Origin of the sequence: Amycolatopsis sp. 195334CR (genome assembly GCF_017309385.1) — a bacterium.
GTDB lineage: Bacteria > Actinomycetota > Actinomycetes > Mycobacteriales > Pseudonocardiaceae > Amycolatopsis.
Genome location: NZ_JAFJMJ010000001.1, coordinates 3,785,260 through 3,806,509, shown reverse-complemented (window position 1 = coordinate 3,806,509; position 21,250 = coordinate 3,785,260). Strand labels below are relative to the sequence as shown.

Genomic DNA, 21,250 nt, shown 5'->3' with positions numbered 1-21,250 from the left:
GTTCCTCCTTGAACCGGGATTGTCCGTCAGGACGAATGGGCCTGCTCATAAGCGGTGATGCGGGCGACCTTGCCGGCGCTGGCCGACTCCGGGTCGAAGCGGTAGTCCAGCCACTCACCGACGATCTTCTTCGCCAGCTCCGGCCCGATCACCCGGGCGCCGAAGGTGATGATCTGGCAGTCGTTCGACTTCACCGAGCGCTCGGCGGAGTAGGAGTCGTGCACCACGGTGGCCCGCACCCCCGGCACCTTGTTCGCGGAAATAGCCACGCCGATCCCGGTCCCGCACACCAGCACCCCGCGATCGGCCTCACCCCGGGCCACCACCTCGGCGGCGGCCAGTCCGAGTTCCGGGTACGGCCGCTCGTCGGCGGCGTCCGGCACACCGAGGTCGGTCACCTCGGCCACCCGCCCGTCGGCCCGCAACAGATCACGCAGCTGGTTCTTCAGCTCCGCGCCCGCGTTGTCGGCGGCGACCACGATCCTCATACTCCTACCACCTTCCCGGCCGACAGCGCCTCGCCGACGGCCGTCACGAGCAGCGCGAACGAGGTCGCGCCCGGATCCGCGTGCCCCTTGCTGCGCTCGGCGAGCCGGGCCGCCCTGCCCTTGGCGGGCACCAGGTCCGCGGTCGCCCGCGCGGCTTCGGTGGCCCGCTCGGCGGCGGCGGCCCACGCCGTCACCGCGCCATCCCCGGCTCGCGCCCGGAGCGTCTCGGCGAACGGCAGGATCGCGTCCAGCATGGTCTTGTCGCCAGGCTCGGCCTTGCCCAGTTCGACGAACGCACGCACCGCGTTGTCCACCGCATCCGCGAGAGTCTCGCCGGTGACCTCGCCCCGCAGCCCGGCGCCGGTTTCGGCGAGCAGCACACCGTAGAGCGCTCCGGAAGCACCACCCGCCGCGTCGGCGAAGGCGGTGCCTGCCACAAGCAGGCCCCCGGACACGGTTTCCCCGGCTTCTGGCGAACGCGCGGCGGCCACCGCTGCCCGCATGCCCCGGGTCATGCCCAGCCCGTGATCCCCGTCCGCGGCGACCGCGTCGAGCCGACCGAGTTCGTCCTCCGCTCCCTCGATCGCGTCGAGCGCGGCGGTGAGCACGCGGTCGACCAACCGATCGCCCGCGGCGCCCTCCGGCCGCGCCAACGTGGCGTCCACTGTGGACTCCAGAGGCACCGTGGCCAGTTCGGCACCCGTGCTCCGGTAACCCGGTGTGTCGCACGGCGCGGCGTACAGCTCGGCCAGTTCCTCGTCGAGCACCATCAGCGATAGCGAGACCCCGGCCATATCCAGCGAGGTGACGAACTCGCCCACCTGAGTGTCCACCACCTCGAGCCCGGCTTCGGCGAGCCGCTCGTGCACCCGGGTGTAGGCGACGAACATCTCCTCGTACTTGGTACGGCCCAGCCCGTTGAGCAGAGCGACCACCCGCTTGCCCGACGGCAGCTCCGGCAGCAGCCCGGAAACCAGCTCGTCGGCCAGGTCCCGCGCGCTCAGCCTGCCCACCGTGCGCACCCCCGGCTCACCGTGGATGCCGAGGCCCAGCTCCATTTTCTGCTCGTCCACGGTGAACAGCGGCTCGGCGGCACCAGGCAGCGTGCAGCCACCAAAGGCCACGCCGAAGGTCCGCGTGGCGGCGTTCGCCTTCACCGCCGCCGCGTGCACCCCGGCCAGGTCGTCCCCGCGTTCGGCGGCCGCTCCAGCGATCTTGAACACCAGGAAGTCGCCCGCCACCCCCCGCCTGCGGTCCACGTCGTCGGCCGAGCCACTGGCGATATCGTCGGTGACCAGGATGGTGCGACTGTCGATGCCCTCCGCCGCCAGCCGCCGCGCGGCGAGCCCGAAGTGCAGCACATCGCCCTGGTAGTTGCCGTAACCGAAGAGCACACCGGCGCCACCGTCGGCCGCCCGCGCGGTGCGGTACACCTGCTCGGCGCTGGGGCTGGTGAACACGTCACCGATCACCGCGCCGTCGGCGAGGCCGGGACCGACCAGCCCGGCGAAGGCCGGGTAGTGCCCGCAGCCACCGCCGATGACCACGGCCACCTTGCCCGGCCGCGGCACCTGCCTGCCAACCACTCCGTAGGCACCGGGCACCTTGCGCACGGTCCGGCCGTAGGCGGTGACAAAACCGTCCACCCAGTCGCGCTTGAAGGTGCTCGCCGTGCCCAGCGTGGTCATGACCGCTCCCCCACCAGCTCACCGGAGAGGTAGGCGAGCAGCTTGCGCCGCACGTCGTGGTTGTCCTCAGCCACCGCGCTGGCCAGCTCCAGCGCGTCCGGCTTCGGCGGATAGGTCGGGTTCGGCAGCGCGATCACGGTCAACCCGGCCGCGGCGGCCGCGCGGATGCCGTTGCTGGAATCCTCCACGCCCAGGCATTCCGAGCCGGACCGGCCGAGGCGGGCAGCCGCCTCGAGATAGACGTCCGGGCTGGGCTTGCCCTTGGGCACCTCCGCGCTGCTGACCGTGGCGGTGAACTCACCGGTGAGGCCGTGCGTGTCCAGCACCGCGTCGATCACCCGGCGCGCGGCCGAGGAAGCCAGCGCCACCGGCACCCTCGCGCTCACCTCGCGGACCATCTCGCCCGCACCCGGCAAGAGCGGTGCCTCCCCGCCCTCGATCGCGGCGATCATGCCGTCCACCACTGCCTGTTCCACCTGCTCGACCGATTCGGCGGTGCCACTGCGCTCGGCCAGGTAGGCCGCCCATTCGGGCGCGCTCATGCCCTGCACCGTCGAGGTGTCCTCGGCAGTCCACTCGACCCCCTGCCGGGCGGCGTAGGCCACCCAGTTCTCCTCCCAGAGGTGTTCACTCTCGACCAGGACTCCGTCCAGGTCGAACACGACCGCGGCGAGCGCCATGCGGGATCCCCTTTCACATCGTCGATGTTAACTTAACATCCGGATTGAGATATGTCATCAACGAGTTCGGAGGAGCCATGGGCACCCGCCTGCTGCTGACCCGGCACGGCCAGACCGTCTGGCACGCCGAGAACCGCTACGCCGGTTCGAGCGAGGTCGATCTCACCGAGGAGGGGCTCGCGCAGGCGGAACGGCTGGCCACGGTCGTCACCGCCCGCCAGGACCCGCCGGTCGCGCTGTACTGCTCACCCCAGGACAGGGCGCGACGCACCGCCGAACCCGCCGCCCGCGCGCTGGGCCTGCGGCCGCGGATCGTCGAAGACCTGCGTGAGACCCACTTCGGCGTCGGCGAGGGCCGGACCAGGGCCGAACTGGCCGAAACCGATCCCGAGGTGGTCGAACGGTTCCTGGCGAACCCGGTGACCGGCGCCTTCCCCGGTGCGGAACCGCCGGCCGAAGCAGCCGCCAGGGGCGCCGCCGCGCTGCGGGAGATCGCCGCCGCGGAAACCGGTCCGGTGCTGGTCGTCGCGCACAACACGCTGCTGCGCCTGGCCCTGTGCGAACTGCTGGGCATCCCGCTGCACACCTACCGCACGGTGTTGCCGCTGCTCGCCAACGCCTCGCCGTCGGAGGTCGACATCGACGGCACGCGGACCGGCCTGCTGAGCCTCAACTCCATCCCACCGCACGTGATAATCGAACAATGAGCAACGACCACCCGCGTTCGCGCAGCGCGCGGCAGGCCATGATCGCGGACTACGTACTGGAGCACGGTTCGGCGACCCAGGCCGACCTGGTGGAGCTGACCGGGGTCAGCCACATGACCGTGCACCGCGACGTCGACGAACTGGCCAGGCGCGGACTGCTGCGCAAGTACCGCGGCGGGGTGTCGGCGCTGCCGTCCTCGGTGTTCGAAAGCAACGCGGAGTACCGGCTCAACGCGAACACCGGGGAGAAGTCCTCGATGGCCGCGCACCTGGCCAGCCACCTCGAACCGGGGATGTCGCTGCTGCTGGACGACTCGACCTCGGCGCTCGCGCTGATCGGACTGCTTTCGGAGGTCACCCCGCTGACCGTGGCGACCAACTACCTGCGTGCCATCGACGAGCTGAAGAAGGTCGACGACGTGCGCCTGATCGGCATCGGCGGCGACTACTCCAGCACGCACGACTCGTTCCTCGGCATGGCCTGCCTGGAGGCGATCGAACGGCTCACCGTGGACATGGCGATCGTGTCCACCTCGGCGATGACCACCGAGCTGACCTACCACCAGGAGCCGGAGATCGTCATGGTCAAGCGCGCGATGCTGGCCAGCGCTAGGAAGAAGGTGCTGCTGATGGACAGCACCAAGATGCCGAAGACGGCGCTGCACCGGCTGGCCCCGGTGCGCGAGTTCGACCTGGTCGTGCTGGGTCCGGCGACCCCGGTCGAGGTGCTCGCGGAGGTCAGCGGCCACACCGCCGCCGAACGGGCCGCCTGGTCCGAGGGCTGAGCTGGGCGAACGAAGAAAGTTCCGCCTAACATCTTGCGTGTTAACTTAACAGGCTCCATGATATGCCGGTAACACATCATGGAGGCGTTCATGACATCGACGGCAACAACGCGGTTGTCCCCGGACGAACCGGGCTCGTTCCACCGGCTGCTGACCAAGTGGGGGCTGCCCGCCCCGCTGTTCCTCGGTTACGTCGGCCTGCTGCTGTTCATGATCGGCGACGGGGTCGAGGCCGGGTTCATCGCGCCGTACATGGCCGAGAACGGGGCGGGCACGGAGATCAGGGCGTCCTACGTGATCACCGTGTACGGCGTCGCGGTGATGCTGGCGTCCTGGCTGTCGGGTGCGCTGTCCGAGCTATGGGGCCCGCGCCGGGTGATGCTCGCCGGCCTGGCGATCTGGCTGGTGTTCGACGCGTTGTTCCTGGCCGTCGCGGTCTCCGGCGAGAACTACCCGCTGATGCTGATCTTCTACGGGCTGCGCGGGTTCGGCTATCCGATGTTCGCCTTCGGTTTCCTGGTGTGGATCACCGCGGTGGCCCCGGTGGCGCGGCTCGGCGCGGCGGTCGGCTGGTTCTACTTCGCCTTCACCGGCGGCCTGCCCACGCTCGGCTCGCTGGTGGCCAGCTTCACCAACCCGATCATGGGGCAGACCGGCACGCTGTGGCTGTCGGTGGCGATCCTCGGGCTCGGCGGGCTGGTCTGCCTGCTCGGGGTGCGTGAGCGCACCGGTTATCAACGACTCGCTCCGCCCGAGGTGAAGCCGGTGCAGAGCATGGTGTCCAGCCTGTCCATCGCCTGGCGCAAACCGCGGATCGGCATCGGCATGATCGTCCGCGTGATCAACACCGCGCCGGAGTTCGGCATGCTGGTGTTCTTCCCGACCATCTTCATCAGCCAGATCGGCTTCGGCGAGAGCCGGTGGCTGCTGCTGGTCTCGGTCATCTACGGCACGAACATCTTCTTCAACCTGATCTTCGGTGTGCTCAGCGACAAGATCGGCTGGCGGACCACGATCTTCTGGTTCGGCGCGATCGGCTGTGCGATCTCCATCCTGTTGCTCTACTTCGTGCCGCTCGCGCTGGGCGCGGACTACTACTGGGTGGCGTTGCTGGTGGGTGCGCTCTACGGCGCCACACTGGCCGGGTTCGTGCCGATCTCGGCGCTGCTGCCTTCGCTGTCCCCGGAGAACAAGGGCGGCGCGATGGCACTGCTGAACTTCGGCGCGGGCGCGGCGGCCTTTGTCGGCCCGGCGATCGTGAGCCTGTTCCTCGGTCCGGTGGGGGCGGCCGGCGTGGTGATCATCTTCGCTGCGCTGTACGTGGTGGCCGCGGTACTCGTGCGCTTCCTGAAACTGCCGGAGGAGACGGAACGAGCGATCGAGCAGGACGCGAGCCTGCAGGACGTGGGAGGGAAGGTCAGCACCGCGTGAGCGCAGTGACGATCGGCCTGGACGTGGCGACGGCGGGGGTTCGTGCCCTCGCGGTCGCCGCGGACGGGAGCGTGCTCGGCTCGGCTTCGGTTCGGCTGCCCGAACCCAGGCGGGACCAGCCAGGGCGCAGCGAGCAGGACGCGGCGAGCTGGTGGCCCGCCGCCGAGCAGGTGCTGCGCGCGGTGACCAGCCAGGTGCGCACGCCCGTCGACGCGGTGGCCATTGCGGCGACCTCGGGCACGATCGTCGCGGTGGACAGGGCGGGAGCGCCGGCCGGACCGGCGCTGATGTACGACGACCGGCGTGGTGCCGAGCACAACGCCAAGGCCGCTGAGCTGGGCGAGGCGCGGTGGCGAACGCTGGGGCTGGGCGTGTCCCCGACCGCGGCGCTCGGCCGGATCGCCTGGCTGCACGAGAACTTCTCGCAGGCACAAGGGATTCAGCACACGCCCGACCTGATCGCTGGCAGGCTGACCGGCGCCCCGGTAGCCACGGATTGGTCCCACGCCTTGAAAAGCGGGTTCGATCCACTGGCTGGGCAGTGGCCGCACGAGGTGTTCGACGGCTTGGGCGTGCCGGAGAGCTGGTTGCCCGAGGTGGTGGCGCCGTCGACCGTGCTGGGTGTGGTCAGCGCGGAAGCCGCCGCGGCCACCGGGTTGCCGCGTGGTTGCCCGGTGGTGAGCGGGATGACCGACGGCTGCGCTGGGCAGCTGGCGGCAGGGGCGGTCCGGCCGGGACAGTTCGTCGGGATTCTGGGCACCACGTATGTGCTCAAGGGCGTCACCGAGGAACTCGTCGCGGATCCGTCGGGCGCGATGTACAGCCACCGGCACCCGGACGGGTGGTGGTTGCCGGGCGGAGCGTCGAACACCGGCGGTGAGTCGGTTTCCGGCACACCGGGGTTGGCCGAGTTGGATGAAGCCGCGGCACGGCGCGGTCCGTCCACAGTGGTCGCATATCCGCTGCGCCGCGAAGGTGAGCGGTTTCCGTTCGCCACATCGGACGCACGCGGTTTCGTGGTGGGTGAACCGGTTGACGCGGTCGACCTGCACCGCGCTCGGCTGGAAGGGGTGGCCTTCGTCGAACGGTTGGCGCTGGAACACCTCGCCGAACTCGGCATCGCGGTGGCCGGACCGTTGTTCGCGGCGGGCGGCGGCAGTCGGAGTCCACTGTGGACTCGAATCAGGGCGACGGTCACCGGGTTGGACATCACCGTGTCCCCGAATGCCGAGACGGGATATGGCGCGGCGCTGCTCGCCGCGGGCGGGCTGCTGTCCGGCGGCATCACCGAAGCATGCGAACGGATCCCGGCACCGGAAACGGTGGTTCCGCCGGATCCGGCGGAGCGGGACGCGCTCGACGCGTCGTACCAGCGGTTCCGGGCGGAGCTGCGAGAGAGGGGGTACGTCGCTTGACCTATCGATATTCGATGCTATCGTCTTTCGATAGCATCGATAAACGATGGGTCGGGGGACTCGATGGCCAAGCTGCTCAACACCACTGACAAACGCATCGTCGCGTTGGCCGTCACGTTCTTCGTGGGCGCGTTCCTGCTGGTCAACTACGGAGAGCTGCGGCAGGCAGCGGGGCGCGCCTGCGTGGAAGCCGGTGAGGGCGCACCGGTCGGCTACTGGCTCGACGGAGGCGCGCTGATACCGGGCGACGGGGCTTCGGTTTCGGTCGCCACCGCCAGGGTGTGCCCGGTCAACGGGCCGGACGGCACCGAACGGATGCTTTCGCTGGCCACCGCGGTGCCCGGACTGCTGTTCAGCTTCGTGGCGTTGTTGCTGCTCTGCTGGTTCTTGTGGGGCGCGGCCCGGCCGGGTCTGCACTCGCCGGTCACCCCAGGCCGGTTGCGGATCTTCGGCTGGTTCGTCCTGGTGGCGGGACCGGCGTCGGAGGCGGTGCAGTACTACTTCACCTATGAACTGGCGGAACGGTTGCTGCACAAGGTGAGCGTGGGCATCGACGAGGACTTCAACGCGCGGTACTCGGCTTGGCTGCAGGAGCTGCAGATGCACTTCCCGTGGTGGTGCGTGTTCGCCGGGGTCGCTTCGCTGATCGTGGCGAAACTGCTGCGCATCGAGGTCCGCATGGGTGAAGAACTGGAGGGCACGATCTGATGCCGCCCGAGGAACCGCACGGCATCGAGATCCACCTCGACGCGCTGCTCGCCGAGCGCGGCATGACGGTCACCGAACTGGCCGAACGGGTCGGCCTCACGCCGGTGAACGTCTCGGTGCTGAAGAACGGACGCGCCAAGGCGATCCGGTTCTCCACGCTGTCGAAACTGTGCCAGGTGCTCGATTGCCAGCCCGGCGATCTGATGTCGGTCAGACGGGACTGACCGGCTCGATCCGGATCCCTTCACGCTCGGCACGGGCCTCTCCCCAGTCGTAGAGCGCCTGCAACGCCGGCGCGAGACCGGCGCCCTCCTCGCTGAGGCGGTAGCCGACGCGGCCGTTCTCCGGTTCGCGTTCGATCAGGCCGTCGCGTTCGAGTTGGCGCAGGCGCTGGGTGAGCATCTTCTCGGTGATGCCCGGCATCAGGCGTCGTAGTTCGCCGTAGAACCGCTTGCCCTGCTTGAGGTGGGCCAGCAGCACCACGGTCCACTTGCCGCCGATCAGCTCCACGGTGACTTCGACCGGACAGTGGTAGCGCGTGCGCCGAACGTTCACGCACCACAAAGTACGTACTTGCCGGGGGTTCGGCCAAGCTGCTCGAATCAGGCGGTGATCGTCGAATACATCCGCTACCGCGTGCCGGGCGAGCGGGCCGGCGCCTTCGAAGCTGCCTACCGCCGTGCGGCGGTGCCGTTGAGCCGGGCACCGCAGTGCGTCGACTACGAACTGACCCAGTGCGAGAAGGATGGCGAGTGCTACGTGTTGCGCATTCGCTGGACGTCCACGCGTGACCACCTCGAGGGCTTCCGGGGTAGCGCGTTGTTCGGTGAATTCCTGGCGGAAATTCGCGACTACGTGCCCTGTATCGAGGAAATGCGGCACTACCGGCAGATCGGTATCGAGGGCGACGGCGCCGCCGTGCCGACGCTGTACGAATGGGCGGGCGGGGCGGAGGCGCTGGACAAGTTGTTCACCGCGTTCTACCAGCGGGTGCCCGAGGACGAGGTGCTGGCGCCGGTGTTCGCGGACATGCACCCCGACCACGCGAAGCACGTCGCGACGTGGCTCGGCCAGGTGTTCGGTGGGCCGGAGGCGTACGTGGGCGGACACGCTCGAATGGTCGGCAGGCATCTCGGCCGGGCGCTCACCGAACCGCAGCGGCGGCGGTGGGTCACGCTGCTGATGGACACCGCCGACGAGGTCGGCTTGCCCGGCGATCCGGAGTTCCGCTCGGCCTTCGCGGCTTACGTGGAATGGGGCAGTCGGATGGCTTTGGTGCTGTCCCAGCCGGGTGCCAAGCCGAACCCCGATGAGCCGATGCCCCGATGGGGCTGGGGCGCGATTCGCCCCTGGCAGCCGAGCTAGGCCCGCCCGCCCTGGGGCTGGAGTTGGGATCCCGACCCCGACCCCGGCTTGGGCTTGGGCTTGGGCTTGGGCTTGGGCTTGGGCTTGGGGCGCACGAGACCCGCGGCGCGGACGGCAGCACGAGCCGGGGCTGCGGCTGGCGGCGTGAGCCGGGGCCGCGGCTGGCAGCGTGAGCCGCGGCCGAGCCGGGCTGCGGGGTCAGGGCTGCGCAAGGCCCGGGTCGGGAGCGCGGCCTGGATCCGGACGGTGGGCTGACCTGTGGGCGGGCCGAGGGCTAGAGCTGTGTTGCGGAGGTGAGGTGGGCCGCGGATGTGGGGGAGGCCGTGGTGGTGGTGCGGGCCGTGGTGGTGGTGGTGTGGGCTGCGGTGGTTGTGGCGGTGGCGTGGAGGGCGGCCAGTCGGCGGTAGGAGTCGAGGAGGGCGGATCGGTCGTAGCCGCTGGTGGTGATGAGGAGTTCGTCCGGGGTGGTGTGGTGGGTTAGCTTTTCGAGCGCCTCGGTCACTTCGTCGGCGGTTCCGTAGATCTGGCCCCGTAGGGAGTCGTTGAAGTACTCGCGTTGGCGGTCCGTCATGGTGAGGGTGGCCACGTCCGCCGGGGAGAGAAGGGGCGGGAACTCTCCGCGCGTGCGCGAGTAGGCGCTCGACCAAGCCTCCGAGACCAGCAGGTCCCGGGCCTCCGAACGCGTCTCCGCCACCGCGACCGCGCGGCTCACCACCACGTAGGGCGCTGAGCCCCACGGGCCCGGACGAAATCGGGTGCGGTACCGCTCGATCGTCTCCGCCATGCGGTCGTCACCGCCGATGGCGGCGATCACCAGGGGCAGGCCGAAGTCGGCGGCATTGTCGGCGCCCGCACCGGTGGCCAGGACGAAGGGCGAGATCGACAACCCCTCGGTCGGGCGGGCGTGTACCGAAGGGTGCACGTCCTGGTCCCCGGTGAAATAACCCAGCAACTCCCTCAGCTGAGCCGGGAACGCCTCCGCGTCGGCCTTGTCGTGGCCCAGTGCGCGCCGGATGCCGCCGGTGAAGCCGACCGAACGGCCCAGCCCCATGTCGATCCGGCCCGGGTGCAGCGCCTCCAGCACGCCGAACTGCTCGGCGACCACCAGCGGCTGGTGGTTCGGCAACATCACCCCACCGGTGCCGACGCGGATGCGGGACGTGGCCGCCGCGACCGCGGCCGCCAGCACGGTCGGCGCCGAGCCCGCGATCCCGGGCACCGAGTGGTGCTCGGACACCCAGAACCGGTGGTACCCCAACTCCTCCAGCTCCACGGCGAACCGCACGGTGTCCCGCAGCGCCGCCGCATGGGTCGAGCCATGGGGCATGGGCGAGCGGTCGAGCACCGACAACCGGTCCGGAATGGTCACACCGGTTCCAACGCCAGTCAGTACCGGACATTCCCGTTGACCCCGGGTTATCGCCTGCTTACCGTCCGAAGTGCTCCCCTTTCCCCTTCCGGAGGTCTCAATGGCGAGATCACTGCTCGGCGCCGTCGTGTCCGCGGCCGTCCTGCTCACCACGATCGCCGTGCCCGCGCAGGCCGCGGCGGCCATCTGCAACAAGTACTGCGAACCACGGGACCCGGCGCTCGCGCCCCAACCCCGGCAGGCGGTGACCGCGGACCTCGCCGGTCGCAGGTACGCCCTGCTCTTCGACGACTCCGCCGCGATGGGCTGGGCCTCGGTGTCCGGCGGCACCGGCGGCGACGAGGTCTGGCTCGACCGCTCCTTCGACGGCGGGCACACCTGGGCCTCGGGCAGCAAGCTCGGCGCCACCCAGGTCCCGGCCGGGGCCACCGGCTGGCGCACGCTGATGTACAACGTGGACGACTGGGCCAACCGCGGGGTCGGCGCCCTGCGAGCCTGCGGCAAACCGGCAGGTCAGAACGCCATCGCCTGCACCGCGTGGGCACGGACCACGTGGAACGCCTGGGACCGGCGCACCGCCGCGGCCACCGGGCTCATGCAGTTCTACGACAACGGGACCGGCCTGTTCCGCACCACCGGCTGGTGGAACGCGGCGAACGCGCTCACCGGCATCATCGACGGCATCCGCGTGTCCGGGATGGACAGCTACCGGTACGCGATCGCGAACACCTACGACCGCAACCGGTCCGCGCAGGGCGGCGAGTTCCGCAACGAGTACCTCGACGACACCGGCTGGTGGGGCCTGGCCTGGGTGGCCGCCTACGACCTGACCGGCGACAGCCGCTACCTGACCACCGCGCGCATCGACGCCGAGCACATGCACGCCTACTGGGACAACGTGTGCCGCGGCGGGGTGTGGTGGCGGACCGACCGGCCGGTGAAGAACGCCATCACCAACTCCCTCTACATCCAGCTCAACGCCGCCCTGCACAACCGGATCCCCGGCGACACGGTGTTCCGGCAGCGGGCGAGCGCGGGCTGGGCCTGGTTCAGCGCCAGCGGCATGATCAACTCGTCGAACCTGGTCAACGACGGCCTGACCAGCTCCTGCGTCAACGACGGCAAGCCGGTCTGGTCCTACAACCAGGGCGTCCTGGTGGCCGGGCTGACCGAACTGCACCGCGCGACCGGGGACGCCGGCCTGCTGACCAGGGCCCGCCAGCTGGCGAACGCCTCCACCACCGACGGCACGCTCAACCCCGGCGGCATCCTGCGCGACCCGTGCGAACCGGCGAACTGCGCCGCCGACGGGCCGAGCTTCAAGGGCGCCTTCACCCGCGGGCTCGGCCAGCTCAACACCGCGCTGCCCGACCGTCCCTACACGACCTACCTGCGGCGACAGGCCGATTCCGCCTATGCGCACAACCGGACCGCGCTCAACACCTACGGACTCCGGTGGGCGGGCCCGTTCGACGTGGCCGACGCCGCCCGCCAGCACAGCGCGCTCGACCTGCTCAACGCCACCCCGTGACCGCCCGAATTGCGCGCCACCAACCCGGCGCGTAGCCTCGCAGAAAAGCGACCGTTCGGGTGATTTCCTTACCAGCAAGGAAAACCGGCGGTTTCTCCCTGCCGAGGTGGTGTTGTGCGGGACAACGAGGCGGTGTACTCCGACGCCCTGCCCGCCGACCCGGCGGCACTGGCTCCGGCCAGGCACGCGCTGCGTGCCTGGCTCACCGCCGGTGGACTGCCCGCCGAGGACGTGCAGGACGTGCTGATCGCCGCCGGGGAAGCCTGCGCCAACGCCATCGAGCACGGCTACCGCGGCGCCGGCCCGGACAAGGTGCTGGTGCACGCGACGTTCGGGGTGGACCGGCTGGAGATCGTGGTCAGCGACCGCGGTACCTGGCGGCCACCACCGCTGGACCGCGGCACCCGTGGCCACGGCCGCCGGATCATGGAACAGCTGATGGACAAGGTCACCGTCGAAGGCGGCGCCGGTGGCACCACCGTGCGCCTGGTCAAGGACCTGCCGCCGGCCTGAGACTCAGGACGTTTCGGCCGACATCTGCGCGACGAACTTCTCCGCAATCGTGTGCAGCTTGACGTTCTCCCGCTGCGACTGGCTCACCAGCTCCCGGAACGCGGAGTCCGCGGAGATCCCGCGCGCCGCCATCAGGATGCCCTTGGCCTGCTCGATCACCGCGCGCGACTCCATCGCCCGGCGCAGCTGCGCGATGTGCTCCTTCGCCTGGAGGTACCGGTGCGTGCCGCGCACCGTGGTCTCCACCATGACGGTGTACATCTCCAGGTACTTCTCGTCGAGTTCGCGGAAGCCGTGCGCACCGAAGCCGAAGAGGTTGATCGCGCCGACGAAGTCCGAATCCACCGTCAGCGGCGAGGCCAGGTAGCTGCCGATGCCCAGTTCACGGGCCACCGCGGTGAACTCCGGCCACAGTTCCACGGCCGTTTCCACCTCGACGCGGACCACCTTGCCGCTCTCCATCGCGCGCAGGCACGGGCCGTCGCCCTGCTCGTACTGCTTGCCGTCGATCTCGGCGGCGCGCTGATCGGTCGAGGCGGCGGTCCGGTACCCGCCGTCGGAGCGAAGGGTGATGCTGGCGACGTCCGCGCCGGGAACCACGCGGATCACCTGCTCGCAGACGGCCTGCAGCACCGGGCCCATCTCGTCGGCGTCGCCGAGCGCGGCGGCCAGATCTTCCAGGGCCCCGGTGACCTCGTCCAAGTGTCTCAAGGACTGCTCCACAGTTTCCATCTCAATCCCGCTCCCAGCCGTCGCCGGGAGCCCGCGGACGCGTGCGAACCCGGACTTCGATCCGAAATTCGGCCGCTGCGTCTCAACGGAACCGCACGCGATACTAGCCGAGACCGCGACGGCGACGACGGTGTCGCTGCACGCCGAGGGTGGCGATCACACCGGTGAGCACACCGGCGGCCGCGGGCAGCGCCGACGCCGTGCGCCGCGGCGGCAGCACCGGCCGGATCACCACCGGCGACGGCGGTCGCACGGTGACCGGGGCGTCGCGGGCCGTCGCCGTCCAGGCGGTGAGGAAGACCAGCATCCGCGACACCAGCGAGATGAACACCAGCACGCCGATGACCGAGCCGAACGCGGCACCGGTCGGTGAACTGCTCACCAGCCGGAGGTAGATCCCGCCCGCCTGCTTGAGCAGTTCGAACCCGATCGCGGCGGCGATCGCGCCCCGGACGCCGCTGCGCGTGCCGACCGGCTGCCGCGGCAGCTTCACCAGCACCCACAGGAACACCAGCGCGTTGGCGAGCAGCGCCAGCACCACCGAGCCGATGCCGAGCAGCGTCGCGGCCCAGCCGGTGTGGTCGAGGCCGGTCAGCCGCAGCAGCCAGTCCCCGAACGCCCCGCCGGACACGGTCAGCGCGAACGACACGATCAGCGCGGCGACCAGGCTCAGCAGCGCCAGGAAGTCCTTGAAGATCATCTGCAGCAACGGCGGATCGGTGCGGTCCTGGTCCCACATCGCGGTCAGCGCGTCCCGCAGCGAGTTGATCCAGTTCCAGCCGGAGTACAGGCCGATCAGCAGGCCGAACACGCCGACCGAGGTGCGCTGCTCGATCAGCTTGCCGAGCAGTTCGCCGACGCCCTCGCCGAGCGGGCCGGGCACCACGCGCAGGATGCCGTCGGACAGCTCCTTCAGCAGTTCCGGCTGCCCGGCGAGCACGTACCCGGCCACCGAGAACGCCACCATCAGCATCGGCACCACGGACAGCAGGCTGAAGTAGGTGATCGAGGCGACGTAGTGGTAGCCGTGGTACCCGAGGTACCGGTCGACCGCACGGAAGAGGTGGTCGATCGACCGGTAGCGGGCACGGAGCCGCGCGGGAAGATTGTGCACGGACCATTACTAACCGCTGCGGCGGCCGGAAGTCTGCACGACCCGCCCGGATGAGGGAGGATCGCGCGCCGTCCGGAGCGGATCTACCGGAGCGTGGCCCAGAAGTCGAGGCGGTGGTCGCGGGCGAAGTCGGCGGGCCGGATGCCGTCCGGGCCGGGGGCGAGCGTCTGGGTCGCGCGGCGCGGCCACTCCGGCAGGCCGTCCCCGGCGGGCACGCCGGTCCTGGCGAAACCGGTCCAGTAGCGGATCATCTTCTCCGAGAGTTCCTTCTGCGGCGGCGTCGAGTCCTGTTCGAAACCGGCGTCGCGGAAGAGGTACGGCACTTCGGCGGCGTGGTAGGCGCCGGTCGGGAAGGTGTCCGGGAAGGGCAGGTACGACGGTGCTTCGCGATCGGCGAATTCGTAGGTGTACAAGGGATTCCGCGCGCTGATCAGGTTCGCGAGGCGGTCCGTCCCCGACGCCCACAGGCGATCGGTGAGCACGTCGGCCCAGGCCACACCCGGCGACGGGAACCGGCTCAGCGGGTACTCCGCGGCGATCTGTTCGGCCTTGTCCCCGAACGCGGCCCGCAGCAACTGCGGGTACTGCTCGGCGGTCACCGGCTGCCCGGCCAGTTCGTAGAACAGGCCGACGAACGCGCGGTGCTCGTCGCGGGTCATGCCGAGCAACACCGGAACCTGGTGGAACTTCCCCTGTTCGTACCCGGCGTCCGGCGCGTCGGGCAGCACCTCGTTGCCGTAGGCGACGGCCTGGAACACCCGCATCAGCGGGAAAAGCTGCTCCGGCGGCAGCGCGCGCAGGCAGTCGACCGCGGTGGCCGGGTCGGCGCAACCGAACTGCGCGGCCATCGCGGTGCCGACCCCGGTCACCTCTTCGGTGCTGCGCCAGGCCAGCCACGGCCCGGCTTCGAGGCCGGGCATCAGCGCACCGGCAGGCATGTCCAGCAGGGTCATCGGGCTCTGCATGACGGCCTTGTGGAACAACCCGGCCGACGCCGGCGCGAGCAGGTGCGCGCTCACCGACTGGGCGCCGTACGACTCGCCGAACAGGGTGACGTTGCCGGGATCACCGCCGAACGCCTCGATGTTGTCCCGCACCCAGCGCAGCGCCGCCTGCTGGTCCTGCAGGCCGAAGGTGCCCGAACCGGTCAGGCCGGGGTACCCGAACGCACCGAACACGCCGAGGCGGTAGTTGACCGTGACCACCACGACGTCGCCGGTGCGCACCAGGGCGGCCGGGTCGAACATGCTGCCGCCGCCGACCACGCCGTCGCCGTGGATCCACACCAGCACCGGCTTGTCCTCGCCGGTGTTCGGCGCGGTGACGTTGAGGAACAGGCAGTCTTCGTTGGTGCTGCTGGTCTTCGCGTACTCCGTGCCCTCCTGCGGGCACAGGCTGCCCGGTTTGGTGGCGTCACGCGTTTCGGTCCAGGGTTCGGCGGGCTGCGGTGCCTGCCAGCGCACCGGCTTCGCCGCGTAGGGAATGCCGAGGAACTGGCGCTGGTGTTCAGTCACCACACCGCGCACCGGACCGGCGGCCGGACTGGCCTCGGGACTGGCGCTGCCGGCCGGTTCCGGTGCGGCGCAGGCGGTGGTCAGCAGGAGCAGCGCGGCGAGCGCGGCGGCGATCCTCATCGGGTCCTCCGGGTCGCGAGATCGAACAGGGTGCCGAGTTCCTCGGCGTAGATCGCCAGGTCCAACTCCGGCTCGGCACGCAACCGGAGGAGCAGGCCGTCACGCGCGGAGCGGATGGCCACCGCCATCACCACCGGATCGAACTCGCGGAACTCCCCCAGCCGCTGGCCTTCGCGCAGCAACTCGGCCAGGCCGCGCAAATCCGCTTCCAGCAAGGGATCCGGGCCCTCGCCCGGTTCGGCGCGAGCCACGTCGAGCATGGCCAGCAGGTGGGTGCGATGGGTGCCGGCGAACTCCACGTTCGCCGTGATGAACGCCCGCAACTGGGCGGCCGGCCCCTCGGCGGTGTCCGTGCGCGTCAGCACGAACTCGGTGAACTCGGCCAGTACCGCGCGGACCACTTCCTCCATCAGCTCGCGCTTGTTCGCGAAGTGGTAGGAGATCAAGCCGGTGCTGCTCAACCCGGCCTGCTTGGCGATGCGGCCGAAGGAGGCCTTGGCGTAGCCCTCGGCCGCGATCACCGCCACGGCGGCGTCGACGATCTGCTTGCGGCGGGCCTGCTCGGTCACGGATGCCATCGTTGCTCACTCAAGCTAGTTTTTGCTCAACTGAGCAAGACGCTACCCTGCACCGTCACCGACGCGCAAATGGGGGAACGACATGAGCGATATCGAGCAGTCCTGGTCCGGCTGGCTGGACGTGCTGGAGGGACACGGCTTCGCGGTGCGCGAGACGCTGCGGCCGGGCGCGTCCGACGCGGACTTCGCCGCGCTGACGCGGGAAACCGGGATCACCCTGCCCACCGAGGTGGAGGCGCTCTACCGGCTCGCCGACGGCCAGGCGGACGACGGCGCTCTTGTGCTCCCGAGGTACCGCTTCCTGCCGCTCGAAGGGGCCGTCGCGGAATGGCGGATCTGGCAGGAACTGGCCGAACAGGAGGGGCCGGACGGCATGGCCGACCACGCCGAGGCGGTCACCGTGCCGGAACCGGAGAAGGTGGCTTGCCAGTACTGGATCCCGGGCTGGCTGCCGATCGCCCGGGACGGCGGTGGCAACGCGATCGCGGTGGACACCGCGCCGCTCGACGGCGGCACACACGGCCAGTTCATCATCATGGGGCCGGACGAGGACGAGCGCCGCGTTCTCGCGCCCGGCGCCGACGCCTACCTGCGCGCGCTCGCCGCCGCGGACCTCGAAGTCGAGTCACGCGGCGGCAAGCGGCATTGGGACGTGCGTGGTCTGACCTAGACCCCGTCGATCAGGCGGACGGCGATTTCCGGGCTGAACTGACCGGCCGGGACACCGGCGCCGATCCCGCAGTCGCCGTCGGAGTCACCCGGCACCTTGACCCACAGCAGCAGCTCCGAGCCGCCGCCGAGCTGGGACGGGACGCCGAGCTTGCGCCCGGCCGGGTTGCACCAGTCGCTGCCGGGGCCGTTGCCGTTGCGGCTGGTGTCCACCACGAAGGTCTTGGTCAGCCCGCGCCCGGCCAGGCCGGACTTCACCGCGTTCCCGTAGGTCACGTTGTTCGCGGTGGTGTGGTAGTTCGACACGTTGAGCGAGTAACCGCGGACGTTGGCCACGCCGGCGTCGACGAGGCGCTGCACGGTGGTCGCGGCCGGGTGCCAGCCGGAGTGCCCGGCGTCGAGGTAGACCCAGGTGTTGGTGGCGTAGGTCCGCAGCTGCTCGGTGGCGTACTTCAGCAGGCTCAGGCGGACCTGCTTGCCCGCCTCCGGCACGCAGTCGAGCTGCGCGAGCGCGTCCGGTTCGAGGATCACCACGCTCGGCTTGCCGCCGATGCCCTTGGCGAACGCGCTGATCCAGGTGCGGTACTCCGCCTCGGATTTGGCGCCACCACCGGAATGGCTGCCGCAGTCACGGCCGAAGATGTTGTACGCCACCAGCACCGGCAGCTTGTCGACCACGTCGGCGGCGTAGGTGTACTGGTCGGTGGCCGTGTGGATGTCGCCGCTCCAGTCGCCGAACCAGCGCGCGCCCGGTCTGTCGGCGATCGCCTGGCTGATCTTGGCCGCCCGCGAGTCGCCGGGGTGGTCGCGCACCCACCGGCGCGGGTTGGAGTCCGGGTCGACGTAGAAACCGTTGGTCTTCTCCAGCGGATTGCCCTCGGCGGCGACCGCGGCCACCGGGGCGGCGGTGACCAACAGGGCGAGGGTGCCGAGTGCAGCGGCAAGACGGCGCACGGGAATCTCCTGGCAGGCAGGGAACAGGGGGAGGATTCGATCGTGGCACGCGCCCCGGCCGCCGCCCAGATGACATTTGTCAGAAATCAGGACAGAAATTTTCCACCCGCAAGCCTTGTCTCCACCGACGATCGCGGGCTAATTTGTTGTGGCTAGCAACAAACGGAGCTCCGCCCCCACCCGCGTCCCCACGAGGTGAGAGCTGATGTCAACGAAGATGTCGAAAGCCGCGCGCCGGCTGCTGGTACCGCTCGCGGTGCTGGCCACCGCCGGCGTGCTGACCGTACCGCTGAGCAACGCCGAGCCCGCCGCACCGGCGGCCGTGGTGTTCGAGGACAATTTCGACGGTGCCGCGGGCAGCGGTGTCGACGGCGGCAAGTGGCAGTTGGAAACCGGCGACAACGGCGGCAACAACCACGAGCGGCAGTACTACACCAGTGGCACCAACAACGCCGCGCTCGACGGCAACGGCAATCTGGTGATCACCGCCAAGAAGGAGAATCCCGCCGACTACAACTGCTGGTACGGCCGGTGCGAGTACACCTCGGCGCGGCTGAACACGGCGGGCAAGTTCACCCAGACCTACGGCAAGTTCGAGGCCAGGATGAAACTCCCGCGCGGGCAGGGCATGTGGCCGGCGTTCTGGGCGCTGGGCGAGGACATCGGCACCAACGGCTGGCCGAACTGCGGTGAGATCGACTTCATGGAGAACGTCGGCTTCGAGCCGAACAGCGTGCACGGCACCCTGCACGGCCCGGGTTATTCGGGCGCGGGCGGCATCGGCGGCGTCTACAACGGCCCCAACTTCTCCGACGACTTCCACACCTTCACCGTGGACTGGGCGCCGGACAAGATCACCTGGTCGGTGGACGGCAACGCGTACCAGACCCGGACGCCGGCCGATCTGAACGGCAACCGCTGGGTGTTCGACCACCCGTTCTTCATGATCCTGAACCTCGCGGTGGGCGGCGACTGGCCGGGCAACCCGGACGGCAACACGCAGTTCCCGCAGCAGCTGGTGGTCGACTACGTGCGGGTGACCAACTGAGTCTCGCCGCTGAGGTGGCCTGCCTGGACAGGTCGGCCACCTCAGCGGCCCTGACTACGCGGCGGCAGAGTGCCCACTGACCTTCGGCACGTACGGAATCTCGGCGAACCGCAAGGTCATCTGAAGCCGCCGCGGGGATTTGCCGTGCAGTTGCCGCAGCGCCTCAGGTCTCGCCGGATTGATCGCCGCAGGCCATGACCCGGGCGGGGGTGAGCGTCGCCATTCGCTCCGCCAACGGAATCCCGGCGAGCGGCTCGATGAGGTCGGCCAGTTCGAAATCAGCGCCGACCACGTACGGCCGCTGACCGCGGACACCCTGCACCCTGAACGACTCCACCAGTTCGGCGTCCAAGCGGTAGAGGGAAACGGGACTGCAGGAAGAACGTCTGGGCATGAAAGATCTTTCGGCTCTGGGCTCACCCTCGTTCCGCTTGTATCAGCTGTTGACTGGCTGCGAGACCAGACTGCCGAGGAGGGACACCCGCGAAAGCCTCATCCTTTCGAGTAGTTCGCCCAAACTGTGTCTCGCGCCTGGCACTCGCTGGTCACCGGATCTCGCTGAGGTCGGTGCCTCGGGTTTCGCGGCTGCTCAGCACCGCGACGCCGGTGATCACCATGGTCACCACCAGGTAGGCGACGACCGCCCCGGCGCCGATGCCGTCGACCAGTGCGACGGCGATCAGCGGCGCCGGGGCCCCGGCGATGATCGACGAACCCTGGAACACCAGTGAAGAGCCGGCGTACCGGCAGTGCGTCGGGAAGAGTTCGGCGATCCAGGCGGCTTCGGGCCCGGCGAGCAGGCCGTGGAAGAACGCGCCGACGCACACGCCGAGCCACAGCAACGGCAGGCTTTCCCAGTGCACCAGCCAGAAGAACACCGGCGCCCAGACCAGCAGGGCGACCGTCGGCACCAGCATCGCGACGCGGCGCCCGACCCGGTCGGACCACCAGCCGCCGCCGATCATGCCGATCAGCTGGCACACCGAGGCGAAGGTGACGGCGAGAATGACCTCGTTGCGGGCGAAGTCGAAGTAGGTCGTGGCGTAGGCGACCACGAACACCGTGTAGATGTAGAACGCGATGTTCTCGCCGAGCCGCATGCCGAGCCCGCGCAGCACGGACTTCGGCCGCGCCAGCGCTTCGAGCACACCCGACCGCGGCACCTTCGCCGCCCCGGCCCGCGCGGCCTGGAACACCGGTGATTCCTCGACCCCGCGCCGGATCCAGAACCCGACCACCAGCAACGGCAGGGCGAGCAGGAAGGCCAGCCGCCAGCCCCAGTCGCCGAGGTCGGTGAAGCTCCCGATCACGCTGAGCACCACGGTGGCGAGCACGGTGCCGGCCGGCGCCCCGGCCTGCGGCCACGAAGCCCAGAACCCGCGGCGGCGCGGTTCGCCGTACTCACTGACCAGCAGCACTGCCGCGCCGAATTCCCCACCCAGCGCGAAGCCCTGGACCATCCGCAGCACGACCAGCAGCACCGGCGCGAGCAGCCCGGCGTCGGCGTAGGTCGGCAGCAGGCCGATGGCCGCGGTCGCCGACCCCAGCATGGCGAAGGTGATCACCAGCATCGGTTGCCTGCCGAACCGGTCGCCGAGGTGGCCGAACACCACCCCGCCGAGCGGGCGGGCGACGAACCCGAGCCCCTGGGTGGCCAGTGCGAGCAGCAGTTTCGCCACCGGATCGTCGCCGGGGAAGAACAGCGGCCCGAGCACGGTGGCCGCGAGCAACCCGTACAGCGCGAAGTCGTACCACTCGAGCACGGCACCGGCCATGCTGCCCGCCAACACCCGCCGAAACCCCATGATCGCCACTCTCGCAAGTAAACTGGGTTCCTGTCG

Annotated in this window: 22 protein-coding genes and 1 pseudogene; 11 read left to right on the top strand and 12 right to left on the bottom strand. The window is 69.9% G+C overall.

Going from position 1 to position 21,250, the window contains the following annotated elements:
- Positions 1-26: 26 nt before the first annotated feature.
- Genes JYK18_RS18690 through JYK18_RS18680 form a run of 3 tightly spaced genes read right to left on the bottom strand, consistent with a single transcriptional unit; the run spans position 27 to position 2,856 of the window.
- A complete protein-coding gene (locus JYK18_RS18690) occupies positions 27-488 on the bottom strand; it encodes a ribose-5-phosphate isomerase (protein ID WP_153035484.1) in 462 nt (153 codons plus the stop codon).
- A complete protein-coding gene (locus tag JYK18_RS18685; RefSeq protein ID WP_206803252.1) occupies positions 485-2,176 on the bottom strand; it encodes a dihydroxyacetone kinase family protein in 1,692 nt (563 codons plus the stop codon). Before JYK18_RS18685 ends, JYK18_RS18690 begins: the two co-directional genes overlap by 4 nt.
- Complete coding sequence (locus JYK18_RS18680) at positions 2,173-2,856, bottom strand: HAD family phosphatase (RefSeq protein ID WP_206803251.1); 684 nt, start codon at positions 2,854-2,856, stop codon at positions 2,173-2,175. Before JYK18_RS18680 ends, JYK18_RS18685 begins: the two co-directional genes overlap by 4 nt.
- A gap of 77 nt (positions 2,857-2,933) precedes the next feature.
- Between JYK18_RS18680 and JYK18_RS18675 the strand changes: the two genes are divergently transcribed.
- From JYK18_RS18675 to JYK18_RS18650, 6 genes are all read left to right on the top strand, one after another.
- Positions 2,934-3,563, top strand: coding sequence for a histidine phosphatase family protein (locus tag JYK18_RS18675; protein WP_206803250.1), 630 nt, complete (start codon positions 2,934-2,936; stop codon positions 3,561-3,563).
- The gene (locus JYK18_RS18670; protein ID WP_206803249.1) at positions 3,560-4,348 is read left to right on the top strand and encodes a DeoR/GlpR family DNA-binding transcription regulator; all 789 of its coding nucleotides are present in this window, start codon (positions 3,560-3,562) and stop codon (positions 4,346-4,348) included. The genes JYK18_RS18675 and JYK18_RS18670 overlap by 4 nt, the downstream gene beginning before the upstream one ends.
- A 90-nt stretch (positions 4,349-4,438) precedes the next feature.
- The gene (locus JYK18_RS18665) at positions 4,439-5,779 is read left to right on the top strand and encodes an MFS transporter (RefSeq protein ID WP_206803248.1); all 1,341 of its coding nucleotides are present in this window, start codon (positions 4,439-4,441) and stop codon (positions 5,777-5,779) included.
- Positions 5,776-7,194, top strand: a complete 1,419-nt coding sequence (locus tag JYK18_RS18660) for an FGGY-family carbohydrate kinase (protein WP_374195033.1) — start codon at positions 5,776-5,778, stop codon at positions 7,192-7,194. The genes JYK18_RS18665 and JYK18_RS18660 overlap by 4 nt, the downstream gene beginning before the upstream one ends.
- 63 nt (positions 7,195-7,257) lie before the next feature.
- Positions 7,258-7,902, top strand: coding sequence for a hypothetical protein (locus tag JYK18_RS18655; protein WP_206803247.1), 645 nt, complete (start codon positions 7,258-7,260; stop codon positions 7,900-7,902).
- Complete coding sequence (locus JYK18_RS18650; RefSeq protein ID WP_206803246.1) at positions 7,902-8,126, top strand: helix-turn-helix transcriptional regulator; 225 nt, start codon at positions 7,902-7,904, stop codon at positions 8,124-8,126. The genes JYK18_RS18655 and JYK18_RS18650 overlap by 1 nt, the downstream gene beginning before the upstream one ends.
- On the opposite strand, the gene JYK18_RS18645 is transcribed toward JYK18_RS18650, so the two are convergent.
- Positions 8,113-8,457, bottom strand: a complete 345-nt coding sequence (locus JYK18_RS18645) for a helix-turn-helix domain-containing protein (RefSeq protein WP_206803245.1) — start codon at positions 8,455-8,457, stop codon at positions 8,113-8,115. The genes JYK18_RS18650 and JYK18_RS18645 overlap by 14 nt on opposite strands.
- 54 nt (positions 8,458-8,511) lie before the next feature.
- On the opposite strand from JYK18_RS18645, the gene JYK18_RS18640 reads away from it, so the two are divergent.
- Complete coding sequence (locus JYK18_RS18640; RefSeq protein ID WP_206803244.1) at positions 8,512-9,267, top strand: group II truncated hemoglobin; 756 nt, start codon at positions 8,512-8,514, stop codon at positions 9,265-9,267.
- 274 nt (positions 9,268-9,541) lie between these two features.
- Here the strand turns inward: JYK18_RS18640 and JYK18_RS18635 are convergent, their stop codons facing one another.
- A complete protein-coding gene (locus JYK18_RS18635) occupies positions 9,542-10,636 on the bottom strand; it encodes an MsnO8 family LLM class oxidoreductase (protein WP_307795948.1) in 1,095 nt (364 codons plus the stop codon).
- Positions 10,637-10,736: 100 nt separating this feature from the next.
- Here JYK18_RS18635 and JYK18_RS18630 point away from each other — a divergent pair, with 100 nt between their 5' ends.
- Entirely contained in the window at positions 10,737-12,167 is a 1,431-nt protein-coding gene (locus tag JYK18_RS18630; protein WP_206803242.1) for a glycoside hydrolase family 76 protein, read from the top strand.
- A 114-nt stretch (positions 12,168-12,281) separates the two neighbouring features.
- Positions 12,282-12,680 carry an ATP-binding protein gene (locus tag JYK18_RS18625; protein WP_206803241.1) on the top strand — a complete coding sequence of 133 codons (399 nt, stop codon included), beginning with the start codon at positions 12,282-12,284 and terminating at the stop codon, positions 12,678-12,680.
- Between the two features lie 3 nt (positions 12,681-12,683).
- On the opposite strand, the gene JYK18_RS18620 is transcribed toward JYK18_RS18625, so the two are convergent.
- The 4 genes from JYK18_RS18620 to JYK18_RS18605 form a co-directional block, all read right to left on the bottom strand.
- Positions 12,684-13,412, bottom strand: coding sequence for a GAF and ANTAR domain-containing protein (locus JYK18_RS18620; protein ID WP_206803240.1), 729 nt, complete (start codon positions 13,410-13,412; stop codon positions 12,684-12,686).
- A 103-nt stretch (positions 13,413-13,515) separates the two neighbouring features.
- On the bottom strand, positions 13,516-14,526 hold the full coding sequence (locus JYK18_RS18615; protein ID WP_206803239.1) for a YhjD/YihY/BrkB family envelope integrity protein: 1,011 nt from the start codon (positions 14,524-14,526) through the stop codon (positions 13,516-13,518).
- Between the two features lie 83 nt (positions 14,527-14,609).
- A complete protein-coding gene (locus JYK18_RS18610) occupies positions 14,610-16,160 on the bottom strand; it encodes a carboxylesterase/lipase family protein (protein ID WP_206803238.1) in 1,551 nt (516 codons plus the stop codon).
- On the bottom strand, positions 16,157-16,738 hold the full coding sequence (locus tag JYK18_RS18605; protein ID WP_206803237.1) for a TetR/AcrR family transcriptional regulator: 582 nt from the start codon (positions 16,736-16,738) through the stop codon (positions 16,157-16,159). The genes JYK18_RS18610 and JYK18_RS18605 overlap by 4 nt, the downstream gene beginning before the upstream one ends.
- Before the next feature lie 82 nt (positions 16,739-16,820).
- Between JYK18_RS18605 and JYK18_RS18600 the strand changes: the two genes are divergently transcribed.
- Positions 16,821-17,408: an SMI1/KNR4 family protein gene (locus JYK18_RS18600; RefSeq protein WP_206803236.1), complete on the top strand. Its 588-nt coding sequence runs from the start codon at positions 16,821-16,823 to the stop codon at positions 17,406-17,408.
- Here the strand turns inward: JYK18_RS18600 and JYK18_RS18595 are convergent.
- Positions 17,405-18,361, bottom strand: a complete 957-nt coding sequence (locus JYK18_RS18595) for a glycoside hydrolase family 6 protein (RefSeq protein ID WP_206803235.1) — start codon at positions 18,359-18,361, stop codon at positions 17,405-17,407. The two genes, JYK18_RS18600 and JYK18_RS18595, sit on opposite strands and share 4 nt — an antisense overlap.
- A 205-nt stretch (positions 18,362-18,566) precedes the next feature.
- Between JYK18_RS18595 and JYK18_RS18590 the strand changes: the two are divergent.
- Positions 18,567-19,406 (top strand): annotated as a pseudogene (locus tag JYK18_RS18590) (family 16 glycosylhydrolase); the annotation flags it as partial.
- A 166-nt stretch (positions 19,407-19,572) separates the two neighbouring features.
- Here JYK18_RS18590 and JYK18_RS18585 read toward each other — a convergent pair.
- Together JYK18_RS18585 and JYK18_RS18580 are read right to left on the bottom strand one after the other, a co-directional pair.
- Positions 19,573-19,761, bottom strand: a complete 189-nt coding sequence (locus JYK18_RS18585) for a hypothetical protein (protein WP_206803234.1) — start codon at positions 19,759-19,761, stop codon at positions 19,573-19,575.
- A gap of 193 nt (positions 19,762-19,954) precedes the next feature.
- Positions 19,955-21,214 carry an MFS transporter gene (locus JYK18_RS18580; RefSeq protein WP_206803233.1) on the bottom strand — a complete coding sequence of 420 codons (1,260 nt, stop codon included), beginning with the start codon at positions 21,212-21,214 and terminating at the stop codon, positions 19,955-19,957.
- Positions 21,215-21,250 lie beyond the last annotated feature (36 nt).